At 45.5% G+C, this 13,692-nt stretch carries 11 protein-coding genes; 9 read left to right on the top strand and 2 right to left on the bottom strand.

Annotated elements, in window-relative coordinates:
- Positions 1-13 precede the first annotated feature (13 nt).
- Positions 14-832, bottom strand: a complete 819-nt coding sequence (locus tag MKZ13_RS20230; protein ID WP_339177697.1) for an AraC family transcriptional regulator — start codon at positions 830-832, stop codon at positions 14-16.
- Positions 833-1,022: 190 nt separating this feature from the next.
- Between MKZ13_RS20230 and MKZ13_RS20225 the strand changes: the two genes are divergently transcribed.
- From MKZ13_RS20225 to MKZ13_RS20200, 6 genes are all read left to right on the top strand, one after another.
- Complete coding sequence (locus MKZ13_RS20225) at positions 1,023-2,135, top strand: Gfo/Idh/MocA family oxidoreductase (RefSeq protein ID WP_091028759.1); 1,113 nt, start codon at positions 1,023-1,025, stop codon at positions 2,133-2,135.
- A gap of 201 nt (positions 2,136-2,336) precedes the next feature.
- The gene (locus tag MKZ13_RS20220; RefSeq protein ID WP_036674961.1) at positions 2,337-3,305 is read left to right on the top strand and encodes a sugar phosphate isomerase/epimerase; all 969 of its coding nucleotides are present in this window, start codon (positions 2,337-2,339) and stop codon (positions 3,303-3,305) included.
- Between the two features lie 24 nt (positions 3,306-3,329).
- Positions 3,330-4,058, top strand: coding sequence for a ThuA domain-containing protein (locus MKZ13_RS20215; protein ID WP_339177694.1), 729 nt, complete (start codon positions 3,330-3,332; stop codon positions 4,056-4,058).
- Positions 4,059-4,584: 526 nt separating this feature from the next.
- Positions 4,585-4,881 (top strand): helix-turn-helix domain-containing protein, encoded by a 297-nt coding sequence (locus tag MKZ13_RS20210; protein ID WP_221822238.1) that lies wholly within the window; start codon positions 4,585-4,587, stop codon positions 4,879-4,881.
- A gap of 191 nt (positions 4,882-5,072) precedes the next feature.
- A complete protein-coding gene (locus MKZ13_RS20205) occupies positions 5,073-5,804 on the top strand; it encodes a hypothetical protein (protein WP_221822175.1) in 732 nt (243 codons plus the stop codon).
- A gap of 197 nt (positions 5,805-6,001) precedes the next feature.
- Entirely contained in the window at positions 6,002-6,715 is a 714-nt protein-coding gene (locus MKZ13_RS20200; protein ID WP_221822171.1) for a hypothetical protein, read from the top strand.
- 87 nt (positions 6,716-6,802) lie between these two features.
- Here MKZ13_RS20200 and MKZ13_RS20195 read toward each other — a convergent pair whose 3' ends face one another.
- Positions 6,803-7,519 (bottom strand): Crp/Fnr family transcriptional regulator, encoded by a 717-nt coding sequence (locus MKZ13_RS20195; RefSeq protein ID WP_036614443.1) that lies wholly within the window; start codon positions 7,517-7,519, stop codon positions 6,803-6,805.
- Between the two features lie 430 nt (positions 7,520-7,949).
- On the opposite strand from MKZ13_RS20195, the gene adhE reads away from it, so the two are divergent.
- The 3 genes from adhE (at position 7,950) to pflB (ending at position 13,609) form a co-directional block, all read left to right on the top strand.
- Positions 7,950-10,562, top strand: coding sequence for a bifunctional acetaldehyde-CoA/alcohol dehydrogenase (gene adhE / locus MKZ13_RS20190; RefSeq protein WP_076333275.1), 2,613 nt, complete (start codon positions 7,950-7,952; stop codon positions 10,560-10,562).
- A 221-nt stretch (positions 10,563-10,783) separates the two neighbouring features.
- Positions 10,784-11,014 (top strand): hypothetical protein, encoded by a 231-nt coding sequence (locus MKZ13_RS20185; RefSeq protein WP_339177691.1) that lies wholly within the window; start codon positions 10,784-10,786, stop codon positions 11,012-11,014.
- Positions 11,015-11,350: 336 nt separating this feature from the next.
- Positions 11,351-13,609 (top strand): formate C-acetyltransferase, encoded by a 2,259-nt coding sequence (gene pflB / locus MKZ13_RS20180; RefSeq protein ID WP_237174528.1) that lies wholly within the window; start codon positions 11,351-11,353, stop codon positions 13,607-13,609.
- Positions 13,610-13,692: the final 83 nt, after the last annotated feature.

Here is a 13,692-nt window from a genome sequence, read left to right as displayed (position 1 = left end):
TATACTGGTATGATTACATCTGTTCCCGGTGAATGACGCGGAATTCCTTCGGCGACATGCCGAACCGGGAACGGAATACCCGATGAAAATAGGTATAGTTGTTAAAGCCGGAAGACTCAGACACTTGCTCCAGGGTCATTGGACTGAAAATAATCCGTTCCCTGGCCATATTCAGCCGTACGTCAAGCGTGTATTGCATGATGCTTTTGCCAAACGCTTCTTTGAAGAGGTGAACACCCCGTGAGACACTGATGCCAATATGTGTTGCCACATCATCGAGCTTGAATAAAGAGGAAGCGTTTTCTTCAATGTAGTTTTTGATCTCATAAGCCACATAATTGGTGTTGGTTATCGTTGGATGCTCCGCGAGCAGACGATCCACTTCGAGACATAAAATTCGCATATAATAACTTGAAATTTCCGGATAAGGATTGGAGATGCGGCGCTGTTCCAGTACGAGCTGTCGAAACAGGACCAAAAGACTTTCCGTCAGTTCGACTTTGATCCGGGTCGGCCGTTTGTGCCGTTTCCACCACTCATCCACCCAGGAACCATTAAAGAAGATGTGATAGTCACCACTCTCCACCAGTCGTTCTCCCATCGGATTGGTTTCATTGTCTATTCTCAGCTCATAGGGTTCGTCAGGATCAAAAAGAAGCAGATCGCCCGCATCCACCAGGGACATGTCCCCGTCTATGCGTGCACGGCAACGTCCGTCTGTTTGCAGTCTTAACAGGTAGTTCTTCATCCCTTCAGGCTGCACCATAGCGTAGGGTTTACGATGAAACGAAAAGCCTGCTGTAAGAACTTGGCAGGATTGATCTGTCGGCATGGGCATACTCCTTGCAATTTGAAAATTATGACCAGATAGTTCATGTTTCAATCATATTATTCATTTTAATTGAAGCTGAAACGGAATACCATAGTATTAGATTTAAGGAACAGGAAACATCCAACAAAACATATGTATCTCAACCATTCAAACGCAGATTTTCACCATGCGTAAGGAGATGAACGTCACAGTGGAGAAAATGAAAGCAGGCATCATCGGGTGTGGTAACATCAGCGCCATCTACTTGGAAAATCTCAAAAACAACCCGGTCATTGAAGTCGTGGCTGTTGCGGATTTGATTCGTGAACGCGCTCAGGAACGGGCAGATGAATTTAATATCGCAAACGTTTACAATGTAGATGAGTTGCTGCAAAATAACGAAATTGAACTTGTGTTGAACCTTACGGTTCCTGGCAGTCACGCGATGACCGATCTGGCTGCACTCGAAGCAGGCAAACATGTGTATGCCGAGAAGCCGCTGGCCATTTCTCTTGAGGATGGTCGCAAGGTTGTTGAGTTGGCTGAGGAAAAGGGATTGTATGTTGGTTCTGCACCGGACACCTTCCTTGGTTCAGGCATACAGACAGCTCGTAAAGCCATTGAGGATGGGCTGATTGGCAAGCCGGTTGCAGCGACTTCATTCTTCATGGGCGGAGGACCAGAAGCTTGGCATCCTAATCCGGAGTTCTTTTATGTCGCAGGTGGCGGACCGATGTTTGATATGGGACCTTACTACCTGACCGCTCTGATTACGTTGCTTGGACCGATACGCAGAATCAGCGCCTCGGCAGGCATACAGATTGCAGATCGCAAGATTGGCTCTGGGCCGAAGGAAGGTACAGCACTGCAAGTAGAGACGCCTACCCACTTGGCAGGAACCATTGATTTTGCAGAAGGTGCCATTGCAACCATGATTACCAGTTTCGATATTCGCGGAGCTTCGGATCTGCCACGTATTGAAATCTATGGTACAGAAGGTACGCTTAGTGTACCGGACCCCAATTATTTTAACGGGGAAGTGAAGGTTCGCAGATACGGTCAAGACACTTGGGAGACGGTCAAACCAGTCTTCGAAAGTGGACAAAACGAACGAGGCATCGGCGTAACGGAAATGGTTGAATCCATTCGTGCCGGACGGGAACACAAAGCCAGTGGCAAGCTAGCTTATCACGTACTGGAAGCCATGCATTCATTCCAGCGTTCTTCACTTGAAGGCAAGCATGTACATCTGGAGAGCAGCTATGATTCTTTTGCAGTAACTCGCACAGTTCAAACTGAGATTGAAACCGTGGAATCCCACTAGTCTGAGTAAAAAGTGTTCCAAGCTTGATGCTCTTACGGGTGATGCAGAATAACCAGTATTCTTACGTTCAATTTCAGGATAGAAACACTCTCGATTTTCCACACTAATCAAACAGGCATGTGATCTGAACGGTAATTGTATACAGTTCAATATTCATGAATTCAGCAATCATACGATATCTAATCCAGGGAGGAATCGCACTTGAAACTCGGCGTATTTTTGGTACTATTCGGAGGACGTAAATTGGAGGATGCTCTTGATTATGTAGCATCCAAGGGATTAAAAGCAGTAGAGATCGGAACAGGCGGACATCCAGGCAATGCACATTGTAAGCCAGATGAGTTGTTAAGCAATCCTACAGCATTGAAAAACTTCAAAAATGCAGTGGAATCACGCGGTTTGACCATCAGTGCACTCAGCTGTCACGGTAACCCGCTACATCCGCAAAAGGATATTGCCAAAGGATTTCACGATGATTTTGTTAAAACGGTAGAACTGGCTGAGAAGCTGGAAGTACCTGTAGTGAATACATTCTCCGGTTGTCCGGGAGACCATGAGGATGCCAAATATCCCAACTGGCCTGTTGCACCATGGCCGAATGATTTCCAGGAAATCCTGAAGTGGCAGTGGGAGAACAAAGTTATCCCTTACTGGACAGAGTGGGGTAAATTTGCAGCAGATCGTAACGTAAAAGTTGGATTGGAGCTGCACGGTGGATTCTCCGTTCATACTCCAGCAACGTTGCTTAGACTGCGTGAAGCAGCAGGTGAAGTGATCGGAGCCAATCTGGACCCAAGTCACATGTGGTGGCAAGGTATTGATCCGGTTCAGGCAATTCACATCTTGGGACGTGAAGGAGCCATCCATCACTTCCATGCCAAAGATACAACGATTGATCCGGTAAACGTGAACAAACACGGTGTAACGGATATGCAGGACTATACCAATATGCTGGATCGGGCTTGGCAGTTCCGCTCGGTTGGTTATGGACATGATAACAAGACATGGGCAGACATTATGAGTGCCTTGCGTCTGGTCGGATATGATTATGTAGTAAGTATTGAGCACGAAGACGGTCTGATGTCGGTTGAAGAAGGATTCTCTAAAGCCGTGCAAAATCTCCAGCAAGTATTAATCGAAGAACCGCTGGGCGATATGTGGTGGGTTTAGAGTTACACTAGGGGGAAATTGAATATGATCAACGTCACCATTTGGAATGAATTTGTCCATGAGAAAATTCACGATGAAGTAAGGGAAGTCTACCCGGATGGTCTGCATCGAGCACTGGCTGACGGACTTGACGGCGAAGGCTTTGCTATTCGTACAGCTACACTGGATCAGCCTGAACACGGATTAAGTGATGAAGTGCTGAATTCCACAGATGTGCTCATATGGTGGGGACATATGGCACATGATCGCGTAAGCGATGAGATCTCACAGAAGGTTGCGCAGCGAGTGCTGAACGGGATGGGAATGATTGTGCTCCATTCAGGTCATTTCTCCAAACCATTCAAAGCGCTGATGGGAACCAGCTGCGATCTGAAATGGCGTGTAGCTGACGAACAGGAAATTGTATGGTGTGTTAACCCATCTCATCCGATTGCGGATGGCATCGAAGGCAAGATTGTATTGGAAAAAGAAGAGATGTACGGTGAATTCTTCGATATTCCAGTGCCGGATGAACTGGTGTTTGTAAGCAACTTCCAGGGTGGGGAAGTATTCCGGAGCGGATGTACGTTCCGGCGTGGTGAAGGTAAAATCTTTTATTTCCGACCAGGTCATGAGACGTATCCGACCTATTACAAACCGGAAATATTAAGAGTGATTAGTAACGCAGTGAAATGGGCATATCCTGCCCGCAGCTTTAAGCCTGAATTTGGCAAGAGTGAACCTGTAAGACCATTTGGTGGCGTGCTAGTTTAATTCATAATTTGCTTCGTGAAAGATATATTCAGTTCAACTAACATTTACACATCAACGGAGAGGGCAGCCATAACTTGAAGAAGCGGAGCGTGCGCCTTTATCCCCGGATTTTCTCCCTTTAAAAAGAAATCAAAAAATCTGGGGATAACAGCGATCGGAAAGTTGTTCTGACATCGGAGTGCTAGTGTAAATATTCTTTAGTTGAACTGATATAGATAACGTAAACGCAAGCATATACCCAGGAACCCTTCTCCGAGTCGATGATGACTGTGGCAGTTGGGTTCTTTTTGGGTAAGATAGTACTATGGGGAAGTTATACGATAATTCCCATGGTTACGACGCAGCGTGTAATGTATACTGGGATGTATGATCCATTTTGGATGTTATGCTTCTAAAATTTAAACTTTTTAGTTGCAGGCGTTTTCTTTGAAGCTTAAATATGTTATTATGAAATATACTAACAAAATGTAAGTTGATTTGAGTGATCTCTAAAGAGGTGATTAATGTGGAAGGTCAAGACTTGCGGATGTGTCCGCGTTTTGAGACGGCGTTTTCTTTTTTGGGCAAGCGCTGGAATGGTTTAATTATTCAAACGTTGATGAGTGGTTCGAAGCGATTCAAGGATATCTCCAATCTGATCCCATCCATGAGTGATAAGATGTTATCCGAACGGATGAAAGATCTGGAGGGTGAAGGTATTCTGGTTCGTCACGTCTATCCCGAGACGCCGGTTCGTATTGAATATGAACTGACGGATAAAGGTAGAGCGCTCCAGCCTGTCATGAATCAAATTCAAGACTGGGCTGAGCAGTGGGTTGACTAACGTATAAGCATCACCCGCATTCGTTGCATGAATGACATAGACTCCTGATTTCCGTGGAAATCAGGGGTTTTTGTCTTAAGGATTAGGTGGAGCGGCGTTTTTCTCTTGGGCTATGCACATGTTGTCATGAGTTGTAGTATAATCTATAGAAAATGGCCACAGACGGCCGGAGCGAAGGAGGCCCACTCGTCATGAGAGAAGAAAGCTTATCCCGTGAAGTACGCTACGGCAAGAAAGATATTGCAGAACTTGAGAGCGCATCCATTCAGGTCCATCTAATTTACAAAAAAGCTGCAGAGTTATTCAAGCGCACAGCATATTCCCGATCGGTTAAGGATGATCTTGCCCAATTGAATACGCATTCTGTGAACAGCGATGGTCCGAGATTAGCTCCGGCGGTGCTGCAAAAATGGATTCAAACGTCCAGGGGCTGGAAGTGTATCGGATGTGAGCTGGGGCAACCTGATTCAACGATGTCTCAGATGGAAGAAACTATCCATGGTAAGCAATGGGTTCTGGATGTGGGAGAAGGTCGGCTGGTTCAGGCAGAAATGCTGATTCAGGCGGTTGTCTGGTCTCAATATGAGAAGATTCGAATGTTTGCACCATGGCTTGGTGATGAACCCTTTTATAGCGTGCAGGAATTGGATGTCATTGCCCGTTATATTGTGCCTACCTATTTCTCGGAACGACCTTTGCATGAGCAAGGCAAGGTATTCAAGGTACATCAACAATATGGGCAGATTCCGTTGTATCAGGAGTATGTAGATGCACCTTCATGCTGCGTACAGGTGGATGGTGGATTACTTGAAGGGCGATTGCTGACAGGGGTATATGTGTCTGAGGAGCAGTTCTTCGGACTTAATCCATATCTGAAAGATGGCGATGGAGGACGGACATACATGCAGGCTTGTGTCCAATGATAACGCAACCAATGATAACGTGAAAATAATTTAGATTGGAGAGCCTGTGTGCAGGCTCTCTTTCTTGTACAAGCCTTATTTGGAGGCGGAACCCTATAAAAGTAACGGCTTTGACACTTTTTTTTGCCGAAGGTTGTGCCATAATAGAGGTTATGGACAACAGGGTGAATGATTTTACGCAGGGTGGTGTTACCTACATGATGAAGAAAATCCCCGGTTACATAGGTGTATGTTTGCTCCTACTGGCGATCTTGGCTGGTTGTAGTGAGACACAGCCTTCTGAGCAGCCAATTGTCAAAGAGACAGAAACAGCGAATACAATTACAGTGGCTGTAGATGGCAGTACGTTTTTGCCTGATGCAACAAAGTCCATTAAGCGAGATTTTAGTGAGGGTTTGACAATCAAAAAAGCATTACTCAATAGCGGACTGGTTGATTTTACGGCAGATGGCAAACGGATTCAATCCGTCGGTGAAGTTTCTCTGGATTCTTCGCTTAGCTGGGCTGTCAAATTAAATGGCAAGGATATTGAGCAGGAAGATTGGGACATGGAGCTTCATGCCAAAGATGAAGTGATCATTTACGTGAAAGCCGCTGACAGTGGGGGGGATGGCGTTGCATATCAGACAACGTTACTCAAGGTTAGCGGTGGAAACATTATGCCAACTCTTAATCGTCAATATGCTGGCGTCTATGTTCAGGAGTGCACAGTTCGCGATGTGTTGAAGTCCAGCGGCATTGTAAGAATGTCGGAGAATAACAAATTTGTCGTTTCGGTCGAGAATGTCACGCCTCGTATGAATGAGCGGTGGGTCATTATGGTGAATGACAAAGAATTAATGGAAAATGGTTTGGACATGAAATTGAATCCACGTGATGCGGTAAAGCTTGAATTGACCAATGCATCCTAAGTATACCAAGAAGCCCAATCTCTTTTTAGAGAGATGGGCTTTTTTTCATTGAAATATATAAGCAATTTCCGATTGCATAGTCAAATATTAAATACGACAGATCTCGTTCGGGCAAAGCTCACAGTGACAGATCCCTTGCAGCATCTTCAGATCTTTGATGACAATCATGCCATTGTCATATTCAATCCCATCTTTCTTACGCAGGTCGCTTAACATGCGGTTTACACTTTCACGAGTGGCTCCAATCATATTGGACAGATCCGTGTGGGTAATTTTTTTGTGAATAATGACATGCTCTCCATGAGGCTCACCATACGAATTCGACAACCGAATGAGGGTGGAGCAGAGTGCACCCGGTTTGCCGTATAACATGAGATCCCGGAATTTGGTCTGTGTCAACCGGTGGTGGATGCCCATCCATTTCATAAAGTCGATCGCAAAGTCACAATGCTGGCAGATTAACATCTCCAGGTCTTTATGCTCCAGTACACCGATCTCACTATCCTCTAATACTTCCGCAGAGAAGCTGTGTTTAGAGCCAAAGAAGGGATCAGCCTGCCCAATCATATCACCGGATTGATACATGTACATGATCAGTTCCTTGCCTTCATCCGTGGATTTGGTGATCTGGGCACGACCCCGTTTCATATAATAAAGTTTGTCAGAGATGTCGCCTTCCCAGTACAGATGTGTACCTTCCGGATAGGTTCTATCTTTCATGGTAACCAACAGATGGTTGAAATTTGCTTCCGAGAAACAGTTGGTATTACCGCGCTTTTCCAGTACAGTTGTTAGTTCTCTCATAAATCTATCTCCCCTTTGTGTCCATCGGACGACCTTCTGTAATAAGCAGTAGCCTCCGAGGTTCGCCGCAAACCGTTGCCGTCCTGATCAGGGTCATCTCGGCCGGGAAGAAGGACGGTACAAATTGCGGTGGTTCAATTTTTAAGTTCAGTATATACCTAATCTTACCGTTTGAGGGGGAAGGAAAGGGGGCAAAAATGACGAAATTTCAAACATTGTGATAAAATTCACTTTTAATGGGGAGGATGAATTTTACAGCCCTATATTTTAAATAGGAAGTGAAAATGGTCGTATGAAGGACACTACAAAACTTAAATTAAATTTGTTATACTTTGTGAAAAAAATCACATAATTAAGTTTATTGTCATGTTACGATGTGAATGTAAACGAGAGAGACAAACTAATACGAACCTTTAGGAGGATGAGGGAGATGGCTGTAAAGAACGAAGTCGCCCCAGCAAAAGAACCGACAGCAGGTCAGTATATTCAAACGTTAATCGACAAAGCGAATAAAGCACACGCTGCATTCATGAAGATGGACCAGAAGCAGATTGACCGGATTGTGCAAGCGATGGCGCTTGCGGGTCTGGATAAACACATGATGCTCGCTAAGATGGCCGTAGAAGAAACAGGCCGCGGAGTATATGAGGATAAGATCACCAAAAATATATTTGCAACAGAATATGTGTACCACAGCATCAAGTATGACAAAACCGTAGGTGTGATTGAAGATAACGAATATGAGAGCTTCCAGAAAATTGCGGAGCCGGTCGGCATTATTATGGGGATTACACCCGTTACCAATCCAACATCAACGACGATGTTTAAAGCACTGATCTCCATCAAGACGCGTAACCCGATCATCTTTGGTTTCCACCCATCTGCACAGAATTGTAGCCGGGAAGCTGCCAAAATCCTGCTGGAAGCGGCTGTGAAACATGGTGCACCAGCAGATTGTATTCAATGGATTGATGATCCTTCCATGGATCGTACAAACGAACTGATGAATCACAATGATGTGGCTCTCATTCTGGCAACAGGCGGATCAGGCATGGTACGTGCAGCGTACAGCTGTGGTAAACCTGCACTGGGCGTAGGACCGGGTAACGTACCTTGCTTCATCGAGAAAAGCGCGGATATCAATCAGGCAGTAACGGATTTGATCCTGTCGAAGTCTTTCGATAACGGCATGATCTGTGCTTCTGAACAAGCGGTCATCATTGAAGAACCGATCTTTGATCAAGTGAAGAAAAAAATGATTGCGAACGGCTGTTACTTTGTTAACAAAGATGAAGCAGCAAAATTGACAGCGGGTGCGATTAATGCCGAGAAATGTGCGGTGAACCCGGCGATTGTTGGTCAATCTGCGGTAAGCATTGCGAAATTGTGCGGTATTGAAGTTCCAGCAGGCACCAAAATTCTCGTGGCCGAGATTGAAGGGGTAGGTACAAAATTCCCATTGTCGGCTGAGAAATTAAGCCCGGTACTGGCTTGTTACAAAGTTAAAACGGCAGCAGAGGGAATTGAACGTGCAGCAGAAGTGGTTGCTTTTGGCGGCATGGGTCACTCCTCGGTTATCCACTCCACAAATGAAGAAGTGATTGGCAAATTCGCAGATCGTCTGCAAACTGGACGGATTATTGTGAACTCACCATCCACACACGGTGCCATCGGGGATATCTACAACACAAACATGCCGTCATTGACACTGGGATGCGGATCATACGGACGTAACTCGACTTCTTCCAACGTAACCGCTGTGAACTTAATCAATGTGAAAAGGGTGGCTCGCCGTACCGTGAATATGCAATGGTTCAAAGTGCCGAACAAAGTCTATTTCGAAAAAGGGGCAACGCAGTATCTTGCCAAAATGCCTGACATCACACGTGTAGCGATTATTACGGATGCCATGATGGTGAAGCTTGGATATGTTGAAAAGGTAGAACACTATCTGCGTCAACGCCAAATGCCAGTAGCGATCGAAGTATTCTCCGATGTTGAGCCAGATCCATCCACAACAACGGTAGACCGCGGAACCGAAATGATGCGCCGCTTCCAACCAGACTGCATTATCGCACTCGGCGGTGGATCACCGATGGATGCTGCCAAAGCCATGTGGTTGTTCTATGAATACCCAGACACGGACTTCAACGACCTGAAACAAAAATTCATGGATATCCGCAAACGGATCTACAAATATCCACGTCTCGGCGTAAAAGCGAAATTTGTAGCGATTCCAACCACATCCGGTACAGGTTCTGAAGTGACCTCGTTCGCTGTTATCACAGACAAAAATCAAGGTAACACCAAATATCCATTGGCCGACTATGAGCTGACACCAGACGTAGCGATTGTTGATCCGGAGTTTGTATACTCCCTGCCTAAAACAGCTGTTGCCGATACAGGTATGGACGTACTGACGCATGCGATTGAAGCTTATGTATCTGTTATGGCAAATGATTACACGGACGGACTTGCGATCAAAGCCATTCAACTGGTGTTCCAATACCTGGAGCAATCGGCACTGCAAGGAGATAAACTGGCACGTGAGAAAATGCATAATGCTTCCACGATTGCAGGTATGGCGTTTGCCAACGCATTCCTGGGCATTAACCACAGCTTGGCGCACAAATGGGGCGGTCAGTATCACACCGCACACGGACGCACCAATGCGATTCTGATGCCACACGTCATTCGTTACAACGCGAAAAAACCGACCAAATTTGCATCATTCCCGAAATATTCGCACTTTGTAGCGGATGAGCGGTATGCCGAAATCGCCCGCATCTTGGGATTGCCTGCTCGTACGACAGAAGAAGGCGTAACCAGTCTCATCAACGCCATTCGTAACCTGAACAAAACATTAGGCATTGAAGAATCGTTCCAGGAAATCGGCTTTGATGCCAAAGACTTTGAAGCACATGTAGATTATCTGGCAGACCGTGCCTTCGAAGACCAATGTACAACCGCCAATCCGAAGTTACCGCTGGTAACTGAACTGGCTGATGTATACCGCAACGCTTTCTACGGAAAGTTTGAATAATAAACTTAGAACGACGCGTGCCTTACGGTAAGAAGATCAGGGTTCCCCAAATGGGGAGCCCCGATTGCCGTCTTTCACACAATAACGAGAGGGCAGAAAAACAGAAGAGTAAAGCATCTGTTTTTCAGGGGTTATTCTAAGATTTGGTTTGCTCCGAGCATAGAGGAGCAAAGGGTTCTAGAGAGGTTACACGGAATCCGTGACGTGGCTGTTTGAGCCAGATGTTCGACAATAAAGAAAGGGCAGAAAAACAAAAGAGCGAAGCACCTGTTTTTCAGGAGTATTTTAAAATTTGGTTTGCTCCAAGCATAGAGGAGCAAAAGGGTTCTAAAGAGGTAGTAATGGAATTCGTGATGTGGCTGTTTGAGCCAGATGTTCACACAATAACGGAGAGGGCAGAAAAAACTGAAGAAGCGGAGCGTTCGCCTTTATCCTCGGATTTTCCCCTTTGAGATATAAAATTGAAAAAATCCGGGGATAACAGCGATCGGAAGTTGTTCTGCCCGCGCAGTGGCTAAGTGTGAATTTACAGGGGGCAATGAGACACAGCGCAGGTGGAGTGAGTTATTTCACTGACTTTGTGACAAAAATCACAGATGATGAAAGCCCCAAGTCGTATACTGAAAATGTAAGAAAAACATTCATCCCGCGGTTCCGGTTCCCAAGTAGAGAGAACATGTTCCGGTTTATGTGAAACAATTCACATTAATCGCGGCTCTGGGCACACAATGCTACGAATGAAGCAAGATGTTATGTGTCCAGAAATCCAAATTAGTGGAGGGATTACGATGTCGGTGATTGAAAAAGATGTCAAACAACAAACAGGCTGGAGAAACTTTACCAAAGGAACATGGACCAAATCCGTAGATGTGAATGATTTTCTGGCACACAACTTGTCTCCGTATTACGGTGACGAAGCATTTCTCGCAGGTGCAACCCAGAATACCAAAGAATTGTGGGATATCGTATCTGATCTGACCAAAAAAGAACGGGATAACGGCGGTGTCCTTGACGTTGATGTAAACACACCAGCGACTATTGTTTCTCACCAACCCGGTTATCTGGATCAATCCAAAGAGCAGATTGTCGGCGTTCAGACCGATGCTCCGTTCAAACGTTCCATTCAACCAACAGGCGGAATCCGGATGATGATTGATGCATGTGAAGCGTATGGCTTCGAATTGCCTCAAGGCGTCATTGATATATTTACAAACATTCGCAAAACACACAACCAAGGTGTATTCGATGCTTATACTTCCGATATGCGTGCAGCGCGTAAAGCAGGAATTATTACAGGTCTGCCAGATGCTTATGGCCGTGGCCGGATCATCGGTGACTATCGTCGTGTAGCTTTGTACGGGGTAGACTTCCTGATTCGTAACAAAAAAGGCGAACTGAATGCACTCGAAGTTGATGTTATTGATGAAGATGTCATTCGTCTGCGGGAAGAATTGTCTGAACAGATTCGTGCATTGCAAGAATTGAAACAATTGGGCGATATGCACGGGTTCGATATTTCCTTGCCAGCGACAACAGCAAAAGAAGCATTCCAATGGTTGTACTTCGGTTATCTCGCTGCAATCAAAGAACAGAACGGTGCTGCGATGTCACTGGGACGTGTATCTTCTTTCCTGGATATCTACATTGAACGTGACCTGCAAGAAGGCATTCTGTCCGAAGAACAGGCTCAGGAATTGGTTGACCATTTTGTAATGAAACTGCGGATTGTCAAATTCCTGCGTACACCGGATTACAACGAACTGTTCAGTGGAGATCCAACATGGGTGACTGAGTCCATCGGTGGCATGTCTGTGAATGGTGAAACACGCGTAACCAAAAACAGCTTCCGTTTCCTGCATACACTGCACAACTTGGGTCCTGCACCAGAACCGAACTTGACTGTTCTCTGGTCAACGAAACTTCCAGAAGCTTTCAAAGATTATTGCAGCAAAGTATCCATCGAAACCAGCTCAATCCAGTATGAAAATGATGATCTGATGCGTCCGATCTACGGTGACGATTACGGTATTGCATGCTGTGTGTCGGCTATGAAGATCGGGAAACAAATGCAATTCTTCGGTGCTCGTGCCAACCTGGCTAAAGCTCTCCTGTATGCGATCAACGGTGGTCGTGACGAGAAATCCGGAGCACAAGTTGGACCTGAGTATCCTGCCATCACTAGCGAAGTACTGGATTACAATGAGGTTATGAAACGCTTCAAACCAATGATGGAGTGGCTGGCGAAGCTGTACATGAACACCCTCAACGTCATTCACTACATGCACGATAAATACAGCTATGAACGTATCGAGATGGCATTGCATGACCGTGACATTGTACGTACGATGGCTTGTGGTATCGCTGGTTTGTCGGTTACAGCAGATTCACTGAGTGCAATCAAATATGCCAAAGTAAAACCAATTCGTAACGAACAAGGCATCGCAGTTGATTTCGAAATCGAAGGAGACTTCCCTTGTTACGGTAACAATGAAGACAGCGTAGACAGCATTGCTGTTGAACTGGTCGAGAACTTCATGGGCATGATTCGCAAACACAAAGCTTACCGTAACGCAGTTCCAACACAATCCGTTCTGACGATCACTTCCAACGTGGTATACGGTAAGAAAACAGGGACTACACCGGATGGTCGTAAAGCAGGTGAACCATTTGCTCCAGGCGCAAACCCAATGCATGGTCGTGACAAAAAAGGTGCACTGGCATCCCTTGGCTCTGTAGCCAAATTGCCTTATGAACACAGTCTTGATGGTATTTCCAACACCTTCTCCATCGTGCCAAAAGCATTGGGTAAAGAAGAGACTACACGTAAATCCAATCTGACTGCGATGATGGACGGTTACTTTGGTCAAAACGCTCATCACCTGAACGTTAACGTATTTGATCGTCAGCAATTGATTGATGCGATGGATCACCCGGAAAACTATCCACAATTGACTATACGGGTATCCGGATATGCGGTTAACTTCATTAAACTGACTCGTGAACAACAGTTGGATGTCATCAACCGTACGTTCCATGGCTCGATGTAATTAATTTGCAAGTAGAAAACCGCTAGAGCAAGATATTCCAAATCATATTAAACGCACAGCGGATGCGGATACAGAAAGGAAGA

The organism is Paenibacillus sp. FSL R5-0701 (assembly GCF_037973995.1).
In the GTDB taxonomy this organism is placed as follows: domain Bacteria; phylum Bacillota; class Bacilli; order Paenibacillales; family Paenibacillaceae; genus Paenibacillus.
The sequence above is the reverse complement of the archived record's forward strand: the minus strand, read 5'-3'. Positions and strand labels throughout refer to the sequence as shown.